At 65.1% G+C, this 21,372-nt stretch carries 22 protein-coding genes; 8 read left to right on the top strand and 14 right to left on the bottom strand.

The genetic code is table 11. The annotated features are described in order from the left end of the window. Positions 1-12: 12 nt before the first annotated feature. The 4 genes from ATE64_RS00580 to ATE64_RS00565 form a co-directional block, all read right to left on the bottom strand. Positions 13-804 carry a ferritin-like domain-containing protein gene (locus ATE64_RS00580; RefSeq protein ID WP_058455640.1) on the bottom strand — a complete coding sequence of 264 codons (792 nt, stop codon included), beginning with the start codon at positions 802-804 and terminating at the stop codon, positions 13-15. Then, positions 804-1,268: a peroxiredoxin gene (locus ATE64_RS00575; RefSeq protein ID WP_058455639.1), complete on the bottom strand. Its 465-nt coding sequence runs from the start codon at positions 1,266-1,268 to the stop codon at positions 804-806. Before ATE64_RS00575 ends, ATE64_RS00580 begins: the two co-directional genes overlap by 1 nt. Then, the gene (locus tag ATE64_RS00570) at positions 1,265-3,973 is read right to left on the bottom strand and encodes a bifunctional [glutamine synthetase] adenylyltransferase/[glutamine synthetase]-adenylyl-L-tyrosine phosphorylase (protein ID WP_058455638.1); all 2,709 of its coding nucleotides are present in this window, start codon (positions 3,971-3,973) and stop codon (positions 1,265-1,267) included. Before ATE64_RS00570 ends, ATE64_RS00575 begins: the two co-directional genes overlap by 4 nt. Before the next feature lie 85 nt (positions 3,974-4,058). Further along, positions 4,059-4,850 (bottom strand): response regulator, encoded by a 792-nt coding sequence (locus tag ATE64_RS00565; RefSeq protein ID WP_058455637.1) that lies wholly within the window; start codon positions 4,848-4,850, stop codon positions 4,059-4,061. A 196-nt stretch (positions 4,851-5,046) separates the two neighbouring features. On the opposite strand from ATE64_RS00565, the gene ATE64_RS21420 reads away from it, so the two are divergent. Continuing rightward, complete coding sequence (locus ATE64_RS21420) at positions 5,047-5,217, top strand: NepR family anti-sigma factor (RefSeq protein ID WP_156416445.1); 171 nt, start codon at positions 5,047-5,049, stop codon at positions 5,215-5,217. Here the strand turns inward: ATE64_RS21420 and tgt are convergent, their stop codons facing one another. The 3 genes from tgt to ATE64_RS00550 are packed head-to-tail and all read right to left on the bottom strand — an operon-like array spanning position 5,218 to position 9,135. Continuing rightward, on the bottom strand, positions 5,218-6,342 hold the full coding sequence (tgt, locus tag ATE64_RS00560) for a tRNA guanosine(34) transglycosylase Tgt (protein ID WP_058455636.1): 1,125 nt from the start codon (positions 6,340-6,342) through the stop codon (positions 5,218-5,220). A 44-nt stretch (positions 6,343-6,386) separates the two neighbouring features. Then, positions 6,387-6,875 (bottom strand): hemerythrin domain-containing protein, encoded by a 489-nt coding sequence (locus tag ATE64_RS00555; protein ID WP_058455635.1) that lies wholly within the window; start codon positions 6,873-6,875, stop codon positions 6,387-6,389. Positions 6,876-6,933: 58 nt separating this feature from the next. Continuing rightward, positions 6,934-9,135: an EAL domain-containing protein gene (locus ATE64_RS00550; RefSeq protein ID WP_058455634.1), complete on the bottom strand. Its 2,202-nt coding sequence runs from the start codon at positions 9,133-9,135 to the stop codon at positions 6,934-6,936. A gap of 417 nt (positions 9,136-9,552) precedes the next feature. Here ATE64_RS00550 and ATE64_RS00540 point away from each other — a divergent pair, with 417 nt between their 5' ends. Further along, complete coding sequence (locus tag ATE64_RS00540; RefSeq protein ID WP_156416446.1) at positions 9,553-10,674, top strand: hypothetical protein; 1,122 nt, start codon at positions 9,553-9,555, stop codon at positions 10,672-10,674. A 112-nt stretch (positions 10,675-10,786) separates the two neighbouring features. Here ATE64_RS00540 and ATE64_RS00535 read toward each other — a convergent pair whose 3' ends face one another. The 6 genes from ATE64_RS00535 to ATE64_RS00510 all read right to left on the bottom strand — a co-directional run bounded on the left by ATE64_RS00535 (position 10,787) and on the right by ATE64_RS00510 (position 15,144). Continuing rightward, positions 10,787-11,389: a PEPxxWA-CTERM sorting domain-containing protein gene (locus tag ATE64_RS00535; RefSeq protein ID WP_058455631.1), complete on the bottom strand. Its 603-nt coding sequence runs from the start codon at positions 11,387-11,389 to the stop codon at positions 10,787-10,789. A 163-nt stretch (positions 11,390-11,552) separates the two neighbouring features. Next, entirely contained in the window at positions 11,553-12,608 is a 1,056-nt protein-coding gene (gene queA / locus ATE64_RS00530) for a tRNA preQ1(34) S-adenosylmethionine ribosyltransferase-isomerase QueA (protein WP_058455630.1), read from the bottom strand. 24 nt (positions 12,609-12,632) lie between these two features. Continuing rightward, positions 12,633-13,379: a peptidylprolyl isomerase gene (locus ATE64_RS00525; protein WP_058455629.1), complete on the bottom strand. Its 747-nt coding sequence runs from the start codon at positions 13,377-13,379 to the stop codon at positions 12,633-12,635. A gap of 84 nt (positions 13,380-13,463) precedes the next feature. Continuing rightward, entirely contained in the window at positions 13,464-13,970 is a 507-nt protein-coding gene (coaD, locus tag ATE64_RS00520) for a pantetheine-phosphate adenylyltransferase (RefSeq protein ID WP_058455628.1), read from the bottom strand. Next, entirely contained in the window at positions 13,970-14,860 is an 891-nt protein-coding gene (locus ATE64_RS00515) for a polyprenyl synthetase family protein (RefSeq protein WP_231729016.1), read from the bottom strand. The genes coaD and ATE64_RS00515 overlap by 1 nt, the downstream gene beginning before the upstream one ends. 35 nt (positions 14,861-14,895) lie before the next feature. Next, on the bottom strand, positions 14,896-15,144 hold the full coding sequence (locus tag ATE64_RS00510) for an exodeoxyribonuclease VII small subunit (RefSeq protein WP_058455626.1): 249 nt from the start codon (positions 15,142-15,144) through the stop codon (positions 14,896-14,898). Positions 15,145-15,228: 84 nt separating this feature from the next. On the opposite strand from ATE64_RS00510, the gene ATE64_RS00505 reads away from it, so the two are divergent. The 6 genes from ATE64_RS00505 to ATE64_RS00480 all read left to right on the top strand — a co-directional run bounded on the left by ATE64_RS00505 (position 15,229) and on the right by ATE64_RS00480 (position 20,308). Continuing rightward, positions 15,229-15,888: a hypothetical protein gene (locus ATE64_RS00505; RefSeq protein WP_058455625.1), complete on the top strand. Its 660-nt coding sequence runs from the start codon at positions 15,229-15,231 to the stop codon at positions 15,886-15,888. A 2-nt stretch (positions 15,889-15,890) separates the two neighbouring features. After that, on the top strand, positions 15,891-16,301 hold the full coding sequence (locus ATE64_RS00500; RefSeq protein ID WP_058455624.1) for a DUF2177 family protein: 411 nt from the start codon (positions 15,891-15,893) through the stop codon (positions 16,299-16,301). Positions 16,302-16,431: 130 nt separating this feature from the next. Further along, entirely contained in the window at positions 16,432-16,716 is a 285-nt protein-coding gene (locus ATE64_RS00495) for a hypothetical protein (protein ID WP_058455623.1), read from the top strand. 83 nt (positions 16,717-16,799) lie between these two features. Continuing rightward, positions 16,800-19,055 (top strand): phosphoribosylformylglycinamidine synthase subunit PurL, encoded by a 2,256-nt coding sequence (purL, locus tag ATE64_RS00490; protein ID WP_058455622.1) that lies wholly within the window; start codon positions 16,800-16,802, stop codon positions 19,053-19,055. A gap of 120 nt (positions 19,056-19,175) precedes the next feature. Beyond that, on the top strand, positions 19,176-19,910 hold the full coding sequence (locus ATE64_RS00485; protein ID WP_058455621.1) for a DUF72 domain-containing protein: 735 nt from the start codon (positions 19,176-19,178) through the stop codon (positions 19,908-19,910). Further along, a complete protein-coding gene (locus ATE64_RS00480) occupies positions 19,907-20,308 on the top strand; it encodes a hypothetical protein (protein WP_058455620.1) in 402 nt (133 codons plus the stop codon). Before ATE64_RS00485 ends, ATE64_RS00480 begins: the two co-directional genes overlap by 4 nt. A 135-nt stretch (positions 20,309-20,443) precedes the next feature. On the opposite strand, the gene ATE64_RS00475 is transcribed toward ATE64_RS00480, so the two are convergent. Next, entirely contained in the window at positions 20,444-21,223 is a 780-nt protein-coding gene (locus tag ATE64_RS00475; RefSeq protein ID WP_058455619.1) for a Coq4 family protein, read from the bottom strand. Positions 21,224-21,372 lie beyond the last annotated feature (149 nt).

Genomic DNA, 21,372 nt, shown 5'->3' with positions numbered 1-21,372 from the left:
ACGGCCCAAACCTTACCAAGCAATAACTGCGTAGTAGTCTTGCGTTAAACCGGCTTCACGGCGCGCCGAGTCGTTGAACGGAGGCTTCAAGATTCCACGAAATCGCGATTTTACGAGGCTTTGCCACGTTTCGACGGCGTTGAATCCCATTTCGTCGCACTTTTGGTTAAACCAGACTGTGCCGGCGGTCACATGGCGGATTTCATCCTTGTAAATACGCGATAAAATCTTTGCCGAGACCGCATCGCCGGCATTTCGGAAGCGATCGACGGTCGCCGGGGTGACGTCGAGCCCGCGCGCTTCGAGGACCATCGGAACGATCGCGAGACGCGCCAGCACGTCGTCGTTCGTCGCCTGCGCAGCCTCCCAAAGCCCGGCGTGCGCGGGCAGTTCGCCGTAAAAGCTGCCGAGCTGGCGCAATCTCCGGTCGAGCAACGCAAAGTGCATCGCCTCATCGGCGACCACCCCGAGCCAGTCGTCGACGAAGCCGCGCGGGAACGCACCGCCGAACCGTCCGACGAGATCGACCGCCAAATCGATCGCGACAAATTCGATATGCGCGAGCGCGTGGAGCATCGCGATCCGGCCGCGTGTCGACCCGCCCTTGCGGCGGCGCGGCATCTGGCCGGGCGCGAGCAATTCGGGCTTGGCGGGCCAAGCGGGCCGGTCGGGCATCGCAACGTCGCAACGATGCCCAACCTCGCCGCACCGCCATGCCCGTGCCAGCGCCCGCGCCGCGCGGCGCTTGTCGTGCGGGTCCGGCGTCAGCAGGACCGCACGCGCAGCTTCGCCGAGGGTTTGCATCAAAGAGCCTTCGCGGCCTCCAGCACGGCCTCGGCGTGGCCCTTCACGCGGACCTTGCGCCATTCCTTCGCGAGCTTGCCGTCGGCGCCGAACAGGAAGGTCGACCGCTCGATACCCATATAGGTGCGCCCGTAATTCTGCTTCTCGACCCAGGTGCCGAACGCCTCGCATACCGCGCCATCCTCGTCCGACGCGAGGCGCACCGTCAGGCCATATTTGTCGCGAAACTTGCAGAGCCTTGCCGGCGCATCGCGCGACACCGCGAGCACCTGTGCGTTCAGATGCGCGAATTCCGGCGCAAGGCGAGTGAAATCCTGCGCCTCGACCGTGCAGCCCGGCGTATCGGCCTTCGGATAGAAATAGACGACAAGCGGCGCGCCCTTCAGGCTCGCAAGATCGATCCTCGCGCCGTCGGCGTCGAGCAGCGTGACCGAGGGAATGGCGTCTCCGATGGCGAGTGTCATGGCTTCGTCTCCTGCTGCGGCGGACGAATCGAGGCCCACCAGTCCGCGATCTCCTGCCGCGCCGCATCGTGCGCGGCAAGCAGTTGCGGCCAGCCGGGCTCGCCGCATGCGCTTGCGACGAGTTGACGCGCGGCGGCGGTCGCGGGTTCCCCCTCCGGTGCGGTCAGCCGCAGCATCACGAGCATCCGCGCGAGCAGGCCGTGCGCATCGCAGATCTCGGGCGGGGCGAGACCGTCGACCCTCAGACAGGCGAGCGCGGATCCGATGTTGGGATCGTGACACCGCCCCGTAGCGAGTTGCGTCACCTGCATCGCGAATTCTAGGTCGACAAGCCCGCCGGGCCCGCCCTTGATATCGAGCGGGCCTTTCGGCGGTTTGTGTGCGGCAATCTTGTCGCGCATCTCGGCGGCGTCCTGCGCGACCGTCGCGCGGTCGCGCGGCGCGGCGAGCAGTTCGTCGATGGTGCGCTGTACCGCCGCCTTTGCACGGTCCGAGCCATAGACCGGCCGCGCGCGAAGCAGCGCCATATGCTCCCACGTCCACGCTTCCTCGCGCTGATAGCGTTCGAAGCTGTCGAGCGTGACGACGAGCGGCCCCTGCGCGCCCTGCGGCCTGAGCCGCGTGTCGACATCGTAGAGCTTGCCCGCAGCGGTCGGCACCGACATTGCGCCGCTCACGCGCTGCGCAAGCCGGTTGTAATAGGTCGTCGCGCCGAGCGGGCGCGGCCCGTCGGATTCGGCGAGATGATCGCCGGTAAAGAGATAGATGAGGTCGAGGTCCGATGCGTGCGTCAGCGCCCTGCCCCCGAGCCGTCCGAGCGCAAGCACGACGAGCTCGCTGTCGGGGACGCGTCCGTGCGCGGCGACGAATTCGGTGACCGTGGCATCGGCAAGCACCTGTAGAGCCGCCTCGGCGAGTTCGGAATAGCCGCACGCAATGGCAAGCGGATCGGTCGAGCCCGCAATGATCTGCACACCGTAGGCGAAGCGCCGCTCACCGACCCGGTCGCGGACGCGGTCGAGCAGGCGTTCGTAATCGAGCCCCGCGAGCCCGGGCGCCCATTCGGCGAGCAGTTCGGCCTTGGTCGCGGGCGCCTCGAACGCACGCTTGTCGATCAGACCTTCGATCAGCTCGACCCGCGCGCCTAGCGCGTCCGCGAGTGCCGGAGCGAGCCACAGGATGCGCGTCGCAATCTTCGCCAGCGCGGGCTGCGCGGCGAGCAGGTGGAAAAAGCCGATCGCACTCGGCAGGCCGCCGACGAGCTTGTCGAAGCGGAGCAGCGCGGCGTCGGGATCGGGAGCGGCGCCGAGCGCCTTCACCAGTTCGGGAAGCGCGGTTTCGAGCGCCTCGAGCGCCGCCGCGCTGCGCAGCGCGCGCAGCTTGCCTCCGCGCCATTCGGAAATCGTGCGGAGCGCGGCGTCGGGCGGGTCGAAGCCTGCCGCCATCACCGCGCCGGCCAGCTCACCCTCATCGCGCGGCAGGCCGCTCGTCGCCGCACGCTCGGCGACGAGCCGGTCGTAGCAGGCGCCGACGTCGGTCACGACGGGCTGGAGCGTGGCGAGCAGCGCCGCGCCGTCGGCCTCGCCGTCGAGCCGCGCGACCCCGTCGAGCGCGGCGGGCTGTACCGGCAGGCACTGCGTCTGCTGGTCCTCGATCATCTGCAACCGATGCTCGATCCGGCGGAGCAGCGCATAATGACCGGTCAGCCGTTCGGCGACGTCGGCGTCGACACGCCCCGCCTTGGCGAGTGCGGCGAGCGCATCGACCGTCGCGGGCAAGCGCAGCGACGGATCGCGGCCGCCGTAGATGAGCTGGTGGACCTGCGCGAAAAACTCGATCTCGCGAATACCGCCGCGCCCACGCTTCAGATCATAGCCGGGGCCGAAGGCCTGGCCTTGCGAGAAATGGTCGCGGATGCGATCGCTCATCGCGCCGATTTCCTTGAGTTGCCGGAAATCGAGGCTGCGGCGCCAGATGAAGGGTTGGATCGCGGCGAGGAAGCGGTTGCCGAGCGCACGGTCGCCCGCCGACGCGCGCGAGCGGATGAACGCGGCCTGCTCCCACGCCAGCGCCTCGGATTCATAGTAGGAAATCGCCGCGCTCTCGGGAAGCACGATCGGCGTCACTTCGGGATGCGGGCGGAGCCGCAGGTCGACACGCAGCACGTGGCCGTCGGCGGTGCGTGCCGACAAAATTTCGACCATCCGCCGCGCGATCCGCACCGCCGCCTCGCCGGGATCGTCGCGCGAACGGCGCGGCATGGTTTCGGGGTCGAAGATCAGGATCGGGTCGATGTCCGACGAATAGTTGAGCTCGTGGCTGCCGAGCTTGCCGAGCGCGATCACCGCGATCCCCCGCGGCTCTTCGCCTGGCACGCGCTCGGCGAAAGCGGCGGCGAGCGCGATGTCGCACGCGGTGTCGGCGAAGTCCGACAGGAGCCGCGTCGTGAGCCCGACATCATGCTCGCCCGACAGGTCGCCGAGCGCGAGCAGCAATGCCATCCGCCCACGCCACTGGCGGAGCGTGCGCATGATGTCGTCGTCGACGGGCGGCGGTGCGACCTCCGCGAGCGCCGCGTCGGCCCCCTCGCCAAGGAAGCGCGCCACATCGTCGGGATTGAGCTCCGCAAGCCGGGCGAGGAACGGCGCATTCGCCGTCAGTCGATCGAGCGCCGACCGGCGCGCGGAAGCATCCGAAGCAATCATCAAGCGAGGGTATTGCCTGCGCCCGGCGACGTATCAACCCCAACCTCGTTGGTACGCGACTTCGCCGTTCGCAAGGGCGAAGAATTCAGGCCGGAACAGTACTCTCGTCGAAAAACAGCACCTGCGAGATCGCGGCGCGCAAGGTCGCGGGCTGGTACGGCTTGGTGAGCAGGAAGGCCGGTTCGGGGCGGTCGCCGGTCAGCAACCGCTCGGGGAACGCGGTGATGAAAATGACCGGCAGCTTCACGTCCTGCAGGATCTCCTGCACCGCCTCGATCCCCGAGCTGTTGTCGGCGAGCTGGATGTCGGCGAGGACGAGGCCCGGCTGGTGCTTCTGCGCCTCGGCGACCGCCTCGGCATGGGTGGTTGCGACCGCGACAACGTCGTGGCCGAGATCACGGACGATCATTTCGATGTCCATTGCGATGATCGGCTCGTCCTCGATGATCAGGATACGCGCGCGTGTCTGGCGGTCGATCTCGTCGGTCGCTTGCGCGATCAGCTCGTCGACCGAGGCGGTATCGCGGCCGATGATGCGGCCGGTTTCTTCCGAGTTGAAGCCCTCGACCGCAGTGAGCAGCAGCGCCTGCCGTGCCAGCGACGGGATGCGGCGGAGCCGCGCGTCGGCAATCGCCACTTCGGCGGGGGCATTTTCCTCGGCGGCCGACTGCCCGGCCATCAATCCGAAATTATCATGCACCATCCGGTACAGCTGGATTCGGAGATCGCCGGAAGGGTCGACCGCGCCGGGGTTTGCCACCAGCGTTTCGAGCAGTCCGGCGACCAAGGCATCGCCGCTCTGCTGGCTTCCCGAAATCGCCCGGCCATAGCGCCGCAGATAGGGAAGATAGGGCGCGATCGCTTGACCCAATGACATTTATAGCCTCCTGCTCCAGCCGAAAACCGCAGATTCCCTGCATGGGCGCCAAGAATCCTGCCGTCGGCCGGCATGTTTTCACCGTATGGGAACGATTTAGCCGTAAATTAGTTTCCCAGCAAAGCAACAAAGGCACATTGCGCTTTGGTTTATGCGCGGTTAGCACAGGCACCCATGTCGAGCGGATGGCAACAAGATGACGTCTAAAACCGGATCGCCGCCCGAAAAGCCGGCCGGAAAGGACGCCGAGAAGAAACTCCCCGGAAAGGTGCAGGACGTCAATATCGCCCTGCGCAGGGCCTATGAGTCGGCGGTCGACGAGACGATTCCACAATCTTTGCTCGACTTGCTCAACAAGCTCGACTGATCATTTCCGGTAGCGGCCGGCGAAGTCCGACTGGAAGGCAGCGAAACTGCCCGCCGCGATCGCATCGCGCATCCGCTGCATCAACGCCTGATAGAAGTGAAGATTGTGCTGCGTCATCAGCATCGCGCCGAGCATCTCGCCCGCGCGCACGAGATGGTGGAGATAGGCGCGCGACCAGGTTGTGCAGACAGGGCAATCGCACGACCCGTCGAGCGGCCCCATATCCTCGGCATGTTTCGCGTTGCGGATGTTGACCGGGCCGTCCCAGGTGAAGGCCTGCCCGTTGCGACCCGAGCGCGTCGGCAGCACGCAATCGAACATGTCGACCCCGCGCGCGACGGCGCCGATCAGGTCGTCGGGCTTGCCCACGCCCATCAGATAGCGCGGTTTGTCGGCGGGAAGCTGGCCCGGCGCATAGTCGAGCACGCCGAACATCGCCTCCTGCCCCTCGCCCACCGCAAGGCCGCCGATCGCATAGCCGTCGAAACCGATGTCGATCAGCGCCTCGGCGGAGCGCGCGCGCAATGTCTCGTCGAGCGACCCTTGCTGGATGCCGAAGAGCGCCGAGCGCGACGCATGTTCCTCGCCGGCGTCGAACCCCGCGCGACTACGCGCCGCCCAGCGCATCGAGCGCTCCATGCTCGCGGCGGCGCGCTTCGCATCGACACCGTTCGGGGGGCATTCGTCGAACGCCATCACGATATCGCTTCCGAGCAGTCGCTGGATTTCCATCGAGCGTTCGGGGGTCAGCATGTGCCGTGAGCCGTCGAGGTGGCTCTTGAACGACACGCCTTGCTCACTCTGCTTGGTCAGCGCCGACAGGCTCATCACCTGATAGCCCCCGCTGTCGGTCAGGATTGGCCGGTCCCAGCCCATGAAATTGTGAAGTCCGCCGAGCCGCGCCATGCGTTCGGCCCCCGGACGCAGCATCAGATGATAGGTGTTGCCGAGGATGATGTCGGCGCCGGTTGCCCGAACCTCGACGGGGCGCATCGCCTTGACCGTCGCCGCGGTCCCGACGGGCATGAAGGCGGGGGTACGGATTTCGCCGCGCTGCATCCGGATGACACCCGTGCGCGCGGCGCCGTCGGTCGCGGCGACCTGAAAAGCGAATCTGTCGGTCATGGCGCGCGCCTATGACGGCGCGCGCCAAAAGTCGAGGGACGCGCTTAAGCGCGCTCCTCCTCGCTCGACGGCTTTTCCTCGGCGGCTTTCGCCTTTTCTTTCGGCTTCTCCTTTTCGAAGATCGCGGCGAGTTCCTTCTTCTTGGCTTGCGAAAGGCCCTTCTCGGCCTCGGGGAACATCTCTTCCTCCTCCTCGTCGATATGATGGAGGTAGCGCTCCTTCATCGTCCGGAAGCGCGTGAGCCAGCCGGTCGAGGCGAAATCCATTTCATAGAGCTCGGTCAGGAAATCCTCGATCTCCTTATGCTCGGCAACGCTGTGCTGCGCTTCGTCGCGAAGGTCGGGTCTGGCGAGCATCGTCGCATAGAGCGACATCTCCTCCGATGCCGCGTGCGCGGTCACCTCGACGCGGAAGCTCTCGAACAAGGTGCGGCGGTCGTCGCTGTCGCCGTGCGTCTGGTCGATGCGGTCGAGAAGGTCGCGGTGCCGGTCGTGATCGGCTTTCAGCCGCGCGAAGATCTGGGTCTCTGCCATGTCGTCTCCTTTGCTTGGATCGGACAGGAAACGGATCGCGCCGCCTCTGGTTCCCGCGTCAGGCGGCCTTCCAGTCGCTGGTCGTCGTAAAGGTCGGCAGGGCGAGTTGGCCCGGCGTCTGCTGCGTCGCCGCAGCGATCAGATAGGGCGACACGCGATGGCGCGTACACAGTCCCCCGTTGCCGTCGCTCACCATCGTCTGTTCGAACTCGATGCCCTGCTGGTGCTTCATCGACCGGCGCACGGTCGCGGTGACGAGCTGGCCTTCGCCGAAATCGATGACGAAGCGCGTGCCCGTGGGCACGTCCAATATCCCCTCGATGAAGGCCCCAGTCGCCGACAGGTTTCGGATCACGACATTGTAACGGTGATTGCCGTGGATAGCGCCGACCTTGCGGAACATCTGGAAGCGGTCGTTGCGCTGCTTTGCCGGTCCCGATGGCTTGATCATCCACGATCCTGCCTCGGCATGGTCGACGAGCTCGTCGTTGCCTACGGGCTTGCTGTAGATATAGCCCTGCACATGGCTGACATGGAGATTGCGGATCAGGTCGAGCTGGTCGTGCGATTCGATGCCCTCAGCGGTCGTTTCCATGTCGAGCGCTTCGGCGAGCGCGACGATCGCCGCGATGATCGCGCCGTTGCGCGACCCCGGCACGGTGGCCCCACGCACGAAGCTCTGGTCGATCTTGATCTTGTCGAATGGCGCCGACTGGAGATAGCCGAGCGACGAATAGCCGGTGCCGAAATCGTCGAGGGCGAGACGAACGCCAAGGTCCTTCAGCGCCTTGAACATCCGCGCGGTCTCGGCCGAGTCGCTCAGGAACACATTCTCGGTAATCTCGAGTTCAAGCCGGTCGGGCGACAGCCCCGCCGCGCCAAGTGCGCTCGCGACGACCTTCGGCAGATCCTCGTTGGCGAACTGGATCGGCGATACGTTGACCGCGACGCGAAGGTCGCCGGGCCAGCGGGCGGCATCCTCGCACGCCTTGCGGAGCACCCATTCGCCGAGTGGCCAGATCAGATTGGTTTCCTCGGCGATCGGCACGAACACCGAGGGTGAAATGAGGCCGCGCTCCGGGTGCGTCCAGCGAATCAGCGCCTCGACGCCGGTGACCAAGTTCGTTTTCGCCTGGACGACAGGCTGGTATGTCAGCTCCATCTCGCCGCGCGTAAGCGCATCGCGCAGATCCTCCTCGAGCGCGCGGCGATCCTCGGCGGCCTGATGCAGGTCGCTCGAATAGAAGCGGAAGCGTCCACGGCCATTGCCCTTCGCGGCATAGAGCGCGAGGTCGGCGTTACGGACGAGATCGTCGCTCGTCTGTCCGTCGAAGGGCGCGATCGCGACGCCCACCGACGCCCCGATGATGCAGCGGCTGCCCTCGACCGAATAGGGCTGCGACAGGCTGCCGATGATGTCGGCAGCCATGTCTCCGAGCTTGCCGCGATCCTCGACGTCGGGCAGGATGATCTGGAACTCGTCGCCGCCAAGCCGGCTGACCATTTCCTTGTCGCCGACGATCTTCAGCAGCCGTTCGGCGACCTGCTTGAGCAGCGCATCGCCGGCGGGATGGCCCAGCGTGTCGTTGACCTGCTTGAAGCGGTCGAGATCGAGCAGCATGATCGCGCAGCTGCGCTGCTGCTGCGAAAAGGCGGCAAGGGTCGTGTCGAGCTTTTTCGAGATATTGAAGCGGTTCGCAAGCCCGGTCAGCGAGTCATAGAGGGCGAGGCGCGAGGCATCCTCGGCCGAACGGCGCTGCGCGGTGATATCGGTGCCGCTGCCGCGATAGCCGGCCATGTCGCCGCCTTGATCGAAATAGGGCCGGCCCGAGATCGCCCACCAGCGATCGTCGCCCTCGAACGCGCTGCGTAGCGGCAGCTCGTCGAACTTCGACTGTTTGGTCATCAGGAACGGCAGGGTGCGCTGGCGTTCGCCATGGCTGTCGACGGGAAGGAACAGGTCGGTGAAAGGCGTCCCGAGCAGGCCGGTCCCGGTGCGTCCCATCAGCCGCGCGACGGCATCGGTGATATAGGTGATGCGGCCCTTCGCGTCGGTCGACCAGAACCAGCCGCGGCCGCTTTCCTCATAATTCTGGAGCAGCAGACGGGCTTCGCGCGTGTCCAGACCCGACGGGACAGCCGGCGCCTCGCCGCGCGGACGCGCCATGCGCGAGCCAAGCTTGCCGAAAAAGCCGCGTCCGCTTTCTTCGGTCGAGTCCTGGTCCTGGCCGTCCGAACTGATCCGCGATGGATTGTCCATCAATGAAACCTTGACGTTCCCATAAGTCAGCGGTTCGCAATGCCCGCAATGCCTTGCGATAATGTTAAGTGTTCGGCCGACGCGGTTCAAAACTGTACCATTCGGGGAAACGGCAACCGGCCTGTCGTCGCCCGCCGACGTGATCGCCTGGCGCACCGCCGAGCGCCACATCCTTCGCCGCCGTTGCAATTCTTTGATCCATGACTTAGGGCCAGGCAAGAGAAAGCACCCGAGATTTCCAAGCGCCAAGCATCAGCAAGACCGGACAAGCCGCGCCGGAAGCGCTGGATTTGGATATGGTCATCGGTAATCCCGCTGACCTTAGCGGGCGCCGCTTTCCTGCTTACCGATCCCGCTCCGCTGGTTGAGCAGCCCGTCCCGCCGGATGCCGAGCAGGCGAGTGCTGTCAAGATTGCCGTGAACCAGCTGCGCAACAATGCCATCCCGGACGTCGATGAACCCCAAATAGTACGCTTGACCTCCCGGCAGCTGGCGGCCGCGGGGGCCTTGGCAAGCGATGCGTTTAAGCCAGACCGCCTGCTGATCGAAATCGACGGCGATCGGATCAACGTCACGGGTAGCCATAAGCTCCCCTTTGGCCGGTGGCTTAACGTCGGAATCGTCGGTCACGGAAGCAAAAACGGCTTCCCCAAAGTCTATCTTACCGTCGGATCGGTTTCGTTCCCCGCGAGGATCAGCCGCCTAATTCTCGAGGGCACTCGCAGCGTGGTCAATCTGCGCGGCGCGGACATCCCTCCCCTCGACAGATTGGTCCGGCGTTTCGTGATCGAGGGCTCAGATGCGGTAGCGCTGGTGCAGGTGCCGCCCAAGACGGGTATCGTCGATCAGTTCGGGGATGGTCGGGGCCGTATCGACGCAAAGGCCGTGCTCGCCACCTATTGCCGGCTGACCGTGTTGCAATCTTTGAAACCGACCGACGAGCTGGCTGAAGCGGTACGCAGAACCTATCCCGCGCAAACAGCCGGCGCGGCGACAGCCTCCTCCAATCGGGCCGGTTTCGTGGCGCTTGCGATGTTCGCTGTGTCCCCACGGGTGGGCGACCTCATCGGCTTGTCGGACGAGGATATCAAGGACTGCCGGAGCGAGCCTGTCGCCCTCAAGCTCCATGACCGCTTCGATCTGGCGAAACATTGGACTTTGTCGGCAGCGCTCGCGGCCACAAGCGGAGCCCAATTCAGCCAGGCAATGGGCGAATGGAAAGAACTCGCCGACAGCGTCTCGAAACAGTCGGAATTTGCCGAGGGCGATCCGAGCGGATTTTCCTTCATCGACATCGCGGCGGATCGATCGGGCTTTTTGATGGCACAAACCGCGACCGATACGGAGCGCGCGCCATCGATGGCTATCAGGATGTCGCGGATCAATCAGGACGCAATCCTGCCGTCAACGCTGATGACACTGGAAGAGGGCCTACCCGAAAGCGTTTTCGTGCAGAAATATGGCACGATCCGAGATGCCCGGTTTCTCGAAAAAGTCCGCCAAATTGACGAAGAATTGGCCAAATCCTTCCCGCGGTGAAATACGCTTCGCCAATAAACGACGCGTCGTTCCGGCTTCGGCCAACCGAGCTATCGTTCCAACTCGCCCGAAGCATGCAACGGCCGGTCGCCCGTCCGATGCATCGATCGCATCAGGCGTAACGAACGGTTGCCGTAACGCGCTTCCGGCGCATGAAGCCGCCGATCGCCCCGATACCGACGAACATCATCAGCCAGGTTGCCGGCTCGGGCACGGCGGCGACCGACAGCGATACGCCGCCCGAATTGTCGCCGAGGAAATCGTCGTAGAGGTAGAAGGTCACCGCGCCCGCGCTGTTCAGCGTGAAGCTGTCGAGATAGCCACCCGAGTTGGCGAACGACAGCGCTTCGCTGCTGTAATAGCCGTCGCCAACGCCGAGCGGACCAATCCCGCCGGATGCGGCGCCGTCCCCGAAGAGATAGGTGGTGCCACCGATGATGTAGCGCGCGCTGTTTTCCCAGCCCTGACTGCAGTTCATACCGGCGCCATCGCATCCGGTCGGCGCGCTGAAGCGGGTAAACGCTGTGTACGCATCCTTGACGAAGGACAGGCTGTAGGTACCGGCGGCAAGATTGAGCGTAACGCCGTTCGATCCGTTGAGCGAGGCGTTGGTCACGCCGTTCAGGTTGATGATCGTCGCGGCCTGAACCGGCGAAGCGGCCAAGGCCGCAATCGCGAGCGCTGCTGACGACAGTGCGGTCGATGCGAACTTCATCGAAATACCCCCTAAGCGATTCCCTTGCAGGAACAATTCGCCATCCTTAGCAAATCGTTGAGATCGCGTTAGTCTTTTATTGTCCCATATCGAGACAGGACCGGAGGGCAAGGACGACCGCATCGATACCGCACAGCCCTGCACCAGAGGCGGGCGATCCATATTATCGCTGCGGTAGTAGCAAACTCGCATCGCCATAGCTGTAGAAGCGATAGCCGCTATCGATCGCGTGCGCATAGGCGGCCTGCATCACATCCAGCCCCATCAGCGCGCTGACCAGCATGAACAAGGTCGATTTCGGCAGGTGGAAATTGGTCATCAACCCGTCGATCGCCTTGAATCGATAGCCGGGGGTGATGAAGATCGCGGTATCGCCCTCGAACGGCGCGATTTCGCCGGTATCGTGCGCCGCGCTTTCAAGGAGGCGGAGGCTGGTCGTGCCAACCGCGATCACCCGCCCGCCGCGCGCACGCACGGCATTCAGCCGCTCGGCGGTCGCGGCGTCGATCCGCCCCCATTCGGCGTGCATCACATGGTCGTCGGTGTCGTCGGCCTTGACCGGCAGGAATGTCCCCGCGCCGACGTGAAGCGTCAGCGTCTCCGTCAAGATTCCCGCTGCCTCCAGCGCCGCGAGCAGCTCGGGGGTGAAGTGGAGCGCCGCAGTCGGAGCGGCGACTGCGCCGTCCTCGCGTGCGAATATCGTCTGGTAATCGCTGCGGTCGTCGGCGTCGGTCGGGCGCTTGCCCGCGATATAGGGCGGCAGCGGCATCGTGCCCGCGCGTTCGAGCAATAGCTCGACGGGCTCGTCGCCGCCGAAAGCGAGGATGAAGCTGCCGTCGGCGAGCCGGTCCTCGGCCAGCGCCGCGACGCCCGCACCAAAATCGACGGTGTCACCGACGCGGAGCCGCTTCGCGTTGCGCACGAATGCCTGCCAGCGACGAAGGTCGATCCGCTTGTGCAGCGTCGCGCCGATTTTCGCCCCCGGCGCGCCCTCCTCCCCACGAGCGCCCCGTCGTCCCTCGAGCTGCGCGGGGATCACGCGCGTGTCGTTGAACACCAGGCAGTCGCCCGCGCGCAGCAGCAACGGCAGGTCGCGGACGCCCGCATCGGACATCGCATCGCCCTGCACGAGGAGCATCCGCGCGGCATCGCGCGGGCGCGCGGGCCGGAGCGCGATGCGTTCGGGCGGAAGGTCGAAATCGAAGGCGTCGACGCGCATGGCTTTTGGCGCGCGGTCCCGCGCTTACTGTCGCAGCGGGGCGTTGAGCTGGTCGACGGTGACTTCGGCGGGCGCAGGCTGCGCCTCGACCAGCGCCGACGCCGGCGGCATCGGCTTGTTGTCGGCGGCCACCGACACCTGCACCATGCGCGACATCACCGCGGGCGGCTCGCCCTTCTGGATCGCGTCGACATATTGCATCCCCGACACGACGCGCCCGAAGGCGGTGTAACGGTGATCAAGGCTGAAGCGCGGCTGCAGCATGATGAAGAACTGGCTGTTCGCGCTGTCGGGACTTTCGGCGCGCGCCATCGACACCGTGCCGCGCATGTGCGGGACGTCGTTGAACTCGGCCTTGAGATCGGGAAGCGACGATCCGCCCTGCCCGGTGGCGGTCGGGTCGCCCGTCTGCGCCATAAAGCCGTCGATCACGCGGTGGAACTTGACCCCGTCATAAAAGCCCTGACGCGCGAGCTGTTTGACGCGCTCGACGTGGTTCGGCGCTGCGTTCGGATAGAGCTGGATCACCACCCGGCCGCCCGTCGAAAGGTCGATGTCGAGCATATATTCGGGGTTGCCCATATATTGCTCGGGGGTCATCGCGGGCGCGGCGGCGGGCGCTTGGGCCGCCGGAGCGTCGGCCGCAGGCGGCGCCGGGGTTTCGGTCGCCGCAGGCGCGGGAGACGACGCCGGTTCTTCCTGCGCCGCGAGCGGGGCTGCGAGCGCGAACGCCATTGCCGTCAGGACCAGGGGGCGGAAGATGGATTTCATTCTGTATCGGCCTTTATTCGAAAAACTGCTCTACGCCCCGCGAGGCGGCCTAGCGGCAAAAAGCTGAACGCTCAATGATTGGAGTCAGCCGTCGCCCTGGCGAAGGCCGCGATCGGCGATGCGCGCGACCACGGCGTCGCGCACCGACGGCGTAACGAATTTGTGGATATCGCCCCCGAAGATGGCGATTTCCTTGACGAGACGCGAAGCGATAGGCTGCAACCCGACGTCGGCCATCAGGAAGATGGTCTCGATCCGGTCGTTCAATTGCTGGTTCATGCCCGCCATCTGATATTCATATTCGAAGTCGGCGACCGCGCGTAGCCCGCGGACGATCACCCCCGCGCCCTCGCGCTCGGCGAAGTCCATCAGCAGCGAATTGAAGCCGACAACGCGGATGTCGCCGCCGATGCTCGCGACCTCGCGGCGCACCATCTCGATCCGCTCGTCGTCGTCGAACAGCGGCGACTTGGTGATATTGGTCGTCACCCCGATGACCAGCCGGTCGACCAGCTTCGCGCCGCGGCGGATGATATCCATGTGGCCAAGCGTGATCGGGTCGAAGGTTCCGGGATAAACCCCAATGCGCATCAATGGTCCCTTTCCACGACATAGCGTGCGATCGCGCGCAGCAGCGCTGCCTCTTCGCCGAAACCGGCGAGATGCGCAATCGCCTGGTCGACCAGCAGGCGCGCCTGCGCCCGCGCACGTTCGAGTCCCATCAGCGTGACGAAGGTTGCCTTGCCGGCGTCGGCATCCTTGTGCAGCGCCTTGCCCGCAAGTTCCTCGTCACCCTCGACGTCCATGATGTCGTCGGCGATCTGGAACGCGAGGCCGATATCGCGCGCGTAGCCGCGTAAAGGGCGGCGACCCTCGATCGGGATGCGCGCGAGGATTGCCCCCGCCTCGACCGAGAAGGCGATCAGCGCGCCGGTCTTGAGTTGCTGGAGCCGCGTCACGGTCGAGAGGTCGAAGTCCGACGTCTCTGCCATCAGGTCCATCATCTGTCCGCCTGCCATACCCGCAGGGCCGGCCGCGCGCGCAAGTTCGGAGCAGAGTTCGGCGCGGACGAAGGGATCGGCGTGCGTCGCCGGATCGCAGAGCCATTCAAAGGCGAGTGCATGCAGCGAATCGCCGGCGAGCACGGCGGTCGCCTCGTCGAACGCCCTGTGAACCGTCGGCTTGCCGCGACGCAGATCATCGTCGTCCATGCAGGGCAGATCGTCGTGGATCAGCGAATAGACGTGCATCGCCTCGACCGCTGCGCCCACACGCAGGCTGATCGAGCGATCGACATGATAAAGATCGGCGGCAGCACGTACCAGCAGCGGACGCAGCCGCTTGCCGCCCGCAATCGCGGCGTGGCGCATCGCCTCGTACAGCCGCTCGCGCGGATCGGCTGGAACCGCAAGCAGCCGGTCGAACAGCTGGTCGATGCCCTCGGCGACGTCATCCTGCGCGACGCGCAGCAGATCCGCCACCTGACCCGTATCGCCACCGACAAGCGCCACCGCGATCAGCCCTGCCCGAAAGGTGCGGTTCCCGCCGGCTGGCCGTCGACGAGGCTGACCTGCTCGATACGCGCCTGCGCGGCAGCGAGGCGCGCTTCGCAATGCGCGCGGAGGGCATGTCCGCGTTCATAGAGCGTCACCGATTCCTCGAGGCTGACATCGCCGCCCTCGAGCCGCCGGACGATGGTTTCAAGCTCGCCCATCGCGGCCTCGAACGACAGCGACGCGATATCGGTATGGGGGGTGTCCGTCATGCACCCTGCTTTGGCCCTTTCGCCCCCCCATGGTCAAGTGCGGTCGAGCTTGACGTCGCCCCGCGCCGCGATAGCATCGCGTTCATGTTCATCGGGCACTATGCACCGGCGCTCGTCGCCGCCGCCCGGCCGAGCGCCGCGGGGCTCGGCACCCTGTTCGTCGCCGCGCAGCTTGTCGACATCGGCTTCGCGGTGTTGCTGATACCCGGGATCGAGGCGATGCGGATCGTTCCGGGGATCACCGCCATGAACCCGATGGACCTTCACCACATGCCCTATACGCACAGCCTGCTCGGCGCGATCATCTGGGCCAAGCTGTTCGGGCTGCTGGTGTGGGCCGTCACGCGGCGCAAGGCGGCCGCCATCGGCGCCGCGCTGGTCGTGCTCTCGCATTGGGTCATCGACCTCGTCGTCCATATTCCCGACCTGACGCTCTATGGGGCGAGGCCGAAGCTGGGGCTCGGGCTCTGGAACCACCCGCTCATCGCGATGCCGCTCGAGCTTCTGCTGATCGGCGTTGCATTCGTCTATTATATCCGCCGCACTGGTGCCCCGTCGGGCAATTTCCGGTTGGGAATTCTCGCCGCCCTGCTGCTGATCTGCCAGGCGATCGACTGGTTCGGGCCGAAGGAGCCCGTCTATTCGCTCGCGATTCCCGCAACGATGCTCGCTGCCTATGCCCTGCTTGCGGCGACTGCTGCATGGGCTGGCGCCAATCGAACCCCTGCATTGGCGCGCGATTAAGCATGCAACCGCTCGCCGCCTATATCGCGACTGCACTGATCTTCGGCGCCCTCGATGCGATCTGGCTCACAAAGATCGGGCCGAAGCTCTACCGGCCCGAGATCGGCGAGTTGCTAATGGACGGATGGCGCCCTGCCCCGGCGCTCATCTTCTACGCGCTCTACATTCTGGGCATCCAGATCTTTGCGGTGCAACCCGCGCTCGCCGCCGGGCGGTGGCAGGTCGCGGCCCAATATGGCGCGCTGTTCGGCTTCTTCTGCTACATGACCTACGACCTCACCAATCAGGCGACGATGCGGGTCTGGTCGACCAAAGTCACGCTGATGGACATTGCGTGGGGGACCGTCGCCACCGGCATCGCGGCGGGCGCGGCGGCCTGGCTGGTACTCGCCCTGCTGCCGCGCGGCGCCTGACCCTTTCGCCTTCCGCAATCACGATTCCGCTTTTTGCAATTGCTGGGTCGCACCCGGCAAGCCATGTTGCATTGCACAAGAAGAGAGGGGCTCGAAGGCAAGTTTTGTTTCACCAACAAGGACTTGCACCATGAAAAAGATTCTCGTTCCGGCCCTGGCCCTGTTCGCCCTGACACCCGCCGCCGCGCATGCCCAAGAGCAGCGCTTCGAGCATCAGGGGCGCATCTATGCCTACACAGTGACCGAGGTCGACGGCTACCGCGTGATCAGCGGCGTCGAGGAAAAGACCGGCAAGCGGTTCAAGCTGCGCGTCGGCGAACATCGCGTCCGCGGCACCGTCGGCACGCAGCAGGTCAGCTTCCCGCTGCGCGACGTTGCGCCGCTGGGAAAAGCTAGCACGCTCGCGTCGCGCTGAACCCTCCCTCCGACCGCAGACCCCATGATGTTTTCGCATCATGGGGTCTGTTCGTTTGAGGTGCGCGGCGCTAAAGGCGCGCCATGACTCAGACAGCAGCCGCGCCCGCCTCCGTCATCACCCCCGAGATCGTCGCCGAACACGGCCTCTCGCCGGAAGAATATGATCGCGTCCTCGCCGCGCTCGGGCGCGAACCGAACCTTGTCGAGCTCGGCATCTTCTCGGTCATGTGGTCCGAGCATTGCAGCTACAAAAGCTCGCGCATCCATCTCAAGAAACTGCCGACCGAGGCGCCGTGGGTGATCTGCGGCCCCGGCGAGAATGCCGGCGTGATCGACATCGGCGAAGGGCCGGACGGCAAAAAGCTCGCCGCGATCTTCAAGATGGAGAGCCACAACCACCCGTCGTACATCGAACCCTATCAGGGCGCGGCGACCGGGGTCGGCGGCATTTTGCGCGACGTGTTCACCATGGGCGCGCGCCCCGTCGCGAACCTAAACGCGCTGCGTTTCGGCCGCCCCGATCATCCGAAGATGAAGCACCTCATCTCGGGCGTCGTCCACGGTATCGGCGGCTATGGCAATTGTGTCGGGGTTCCCACGGTCGGTGGCGAGGTCAATTTCCACAAGGCCTATGACGGTAACATCCTGGTCAACGCGATGACCGTCGGCGTCGCCGAGCAGGACAAGATCTTCTATTCGGCGGCATCGGGCGTCGGCAATCCGATCGTCTATGTCGGGTCGAAAACCGGCCGCGACGGCATCCATGGCGCGACGATGGCGAGCGCGGACTTCGGCGAGGATGCCGAGGAAAAGCGCCCGACGGTGCAGGTTGGCGATCCCTTTACGGAGAAATTGCTGATCGAGGCGTGCCTCGAACTGATGGCGTCGGACGCGATCGTCGCGATCCAGGACATGGGCGCCGCGGGGCTCACCAGCTCGTCGGTCGAGATGGCGTCGAAGGGCGGCGTCGGCCTCCACCTCAAGATGGACGATGTGCCGCAGCGCGAAACGGGCATGACGGCGTATGAGATGATGCTGTCCGAGAGCCAGGAACGCATGTTGATGGTGCTGAAGCCCGGCAAGGAAGAGTTCGCCAAGGCGATCTTCCAAAAATGGGAACTCGATTTCGCGGTCATCGGCACCGTCACCGACACCGGCCGCATGGTGCTCGAACATCATGGCGAGATCGTCTGCGACATCCCGCTCGCGCCGCTCGCCGATGATGCACCGCTCTATGACCGCCCGCACGTCGCGACGCCGAAGCAGGCCGAGCTGACGAACGTCCCGGAGACCACCGACGTCGCCGCCGACCTCAAGACGTTGATGGGCACCCCCGATATCGCCAGCCGCCGCTGGATTTGGGAACAATATGACAGCCAGGTCGGCGCCGACACGGTGCAGACCGGCGGCGACGCGGCGCTCGTCCGCATCCACGGCACCAACCGCGCGCTCGCCATGTCGACCGACTGCACCCCGCGCTATTGCTACGCCGACCCGGTCGAGGGCGGCAAGCAGGCGGTGGCGGAGACGTGGCGCAACATCAGCGCGGTCGGCGCGACCCCGCTCGCGATCACCAACTGCCTCAATTTCGCCAACCCGCAGCGCCCCGAAATCATGGGGCAGATCGTCGGCTGCCTCGACGGCATGGCGCAGGCATGCATCGCGCTCGACTATCCGATCGTCTCGGGCAACGTCAGCCTCTATAACGAGAGCAAGGCGACCGGCGGCGGCAGCGCGATCCTCCCCACCCCCGCGATCGGCGGGGTCGGCGTGATCGAGGATCTGAACAAGGCGGTCGGCATCGGCTTCAAGCGCACCGGCGACATCGTGCTCGCGGTCGGCGAACGCGCCGGCCATCTCGGCCAGTCGGTATGGCTGCGCGAAATCCATGGCCGCGAGGAAGGCCCTCCGCCGCCGGTCAACCTGCGCTGCGAAAAGCGCACCGGTGACTTCATCCGTGGCGCGATCAACGCCGGCTGGATCACCGCATGCCACGACGTCTCGGACGGCGGCATCGCGGTGACGCTGGCGGAAATGGCGCTCAAATCGAACATTGGCGTTCTGGTCAGCGAGGAACAGCCGTTCGGCGTCGCCGAAAGCTTCTTCGGCGAGGATCAGGGGCTGTATCTGGTCACCGTCTGCGACACTTGCCTTGCCGACTTCCTCGACGCCGCGGGCCGCGCCGATGTGCCGGTCGACCCGGTCGGCCGCACGATCAAGGACCGCATCGTTTTCGAGCTGCCCGAAAGCGACCATCAGGTGACGCTTGCCGAACTCCGCGAAGCGCACGAAGGCTTCTTTCCGAACCTGATGGGGGCCGACGCGGCGCTTGCGTGACAGAAATCGTCATTGCGAGCGAAGCGAAGCAATCCAGAGCGGTTTACGCTACACTGGATTGCCGCGTCGCTTCGCTCCTCGCAATGACGACGCTCCATTTTGCGCGGAGGTGACGGACGCATGAGCATCCATGTAGGCGTCGGCGGCTGGACCTTCGAGCCGTGGCGCGGCCCCTTCTATCCCGCCGGCCTCGCGCAGAAACGCGAGCTCGAATATGCCGGGCAGCATCTGACGGGCATCGAGATCAACGGCACCTATTATGGCAGCCAGAAGCCCGAGAGTTTCGCCAACTGGGCCGCATCGGTCCCCGACGGCTTCAAATTCAGCGTCAAGGCGTCACGCTTCACCACCAACCGCAAGGTGCTGAAGGAAGGCGCTGCCTCGATCGAGAAATTCCTGACCCAAGGACTGATCCGCCTCGGCGACCGGCTCGGACCGATCCACTGGCAATTCATGGCAACCAAGAAGTTCGACCGCGACGATTTCGCTGGATTCCTCGACTTGCTTCCCGACAGTCAGGACGGCCTGCCGCTGCGCCATGCGATCGAAGTGCGGCACGAAAGCTTTCGCGATCCGGCCTTCATCGACATGCTGCGCGCGCGCAACATGGCGGTGGTCTATGCCGATAGCGACGAATTCCCCTGCATCGAAGAACCGACCGCCGACTTCACCTATGCCCGCCTCCAGCGCAGCCAAGAGGATGTCGAGACCGGCTACACCGAGGCAGCGCTGGATGGTTGGGCGAAGCAGGCAAAGGATTGGGCGAAGGGCGGCCGCGACGTCTTCCTCTTCTTCATCGCGGGCGCCAAGGTCCGCAACCCGGCGGCTGCGCAGGCGCTGATCGCGCGCCTATGACCGCAGGCTATTCGGGCGCACCGCTGGCGAAGAAGCTGTCGCTGAAGGACGGCCTGTCAGTCTGGTTTCACGCGATGCCGGGCAGCGTGCGCGATGACATCGGCGCCATCGCGCTCGACGAACGCGCCGCACCCGAAGCGGGATTGCAGGCCGCGCATATCTTCACGGCCGAACGCGCCGAACTCGAAAGGCTGCTGACCGACCTTCGCAGGCTGATCGATCCCGCAGGATTTGTCTGGATCAGCTGGCCCAAGAAGGCCTCGAAAGTCCCGACCGACATCACCGAGGATGTCATCCGCACCATCTGCCTGCCCATGGGTTGGGTCGATGTGAAGGTCTGCGCGGTCAACGCGACCTGGTCGGGCCTGAAACTCATGATCCGCAAAGAGTTCCGCTAAAAATCCTCCCTGTCGCGCAGCGATGGGGAGGTGGCAGCGCGAAGCGCTGACGGAGGGGCTATTACGCGGCCCCTCCACCACTCGCTTCGCGAGCGGTCCCCCTCCCCATCGCGACGCGACAGGGAGGATATAGCGTCAGGTCATCGCAGCCTTCGCCGCGAGGAAGTTGTATGGGTCGATGCCGCGGCTGCGGTACGCCCGGTGCGCTTCCTTGTAGAGCGTCGGCTCGCCGATGCCGAGGCGCGCGCGCGCGGCGTCGAGCGGTTCGGCGAGCAGGGCGCGAATGTCCTGCTCGATAATCGGCTTCGACGCCCTGCCGTGGCGCTGGCCCTGGCGGATCGCGCCCATCACCGGCGCGTCGCCCTTGACGCTGCGCTTCAGCTCGTAACCGCCGGCATAGGCGATGAAGAAATTGCCGTAGTTACCCGTCTGGCCATAGGTGAAGCCGAGCACGCATTGCTCGCCGAGCGCGTCGCGGCCGTAGCCGGTCAGGATATGAAACAGGTCGTGCGTGTCGCGCAGGCGATTGGCATACCACTGGAGCTGGTCGTCGAACTTCGGGCGGCCCATCTTCTCGGCCTCGGCAACAAGGCCTGCAGCCGACAGGCCTTCGCGGCGCATGAAGGTGACATAGGCGTGACCTACCGTGCCCTCGGGTAGCGCGTCGATCCAGCTATGATCGTCGAGCAGGTCGGGCAGATAGGGCTCGCTGGCCATCAGCTGCCGGCCCTTCTCGCTCTCCACGAACGCGCGCGCATCGTCGACGAAGCCCTTGCGGGGCAGATTCTCGAAGATGTGAAAGACCTGTTCGGTGTCTTCCTTGTCCTTGATCAGCTTGCGGAAGTGACCGAACGCCTTGACCGGCCGGAACTTCGCAGGCTGACGATCAGGATGGGAGAAGATGGTCGGGATCATGGCGGCTCTCTTTTGCGAACTCGTGCGAATCATCTAATGCTGTCCGAATAGCATTACTGACATAGATGTCAATAACCGTTCAACGCGATCGAAAATTCCCTCGACGCCTCCCCGGCCGCGCGATACCCCTCATCATGGGCGAAGGGGAA

This window comes from Sphingopyxis sp. H073 (assembly GCF_001468395.1).
GTDB lineage: Bacteria > Pseudomonadota > Alphaproteobacteria > Sphingomonadales > Sphingomonadaceae > Sphingopyxis.
The sequence above is the reverse complement of the archived record's forward strand: the minus strand, read 5'-3'. Positions and strand labels throughout refer to the sequence as shown.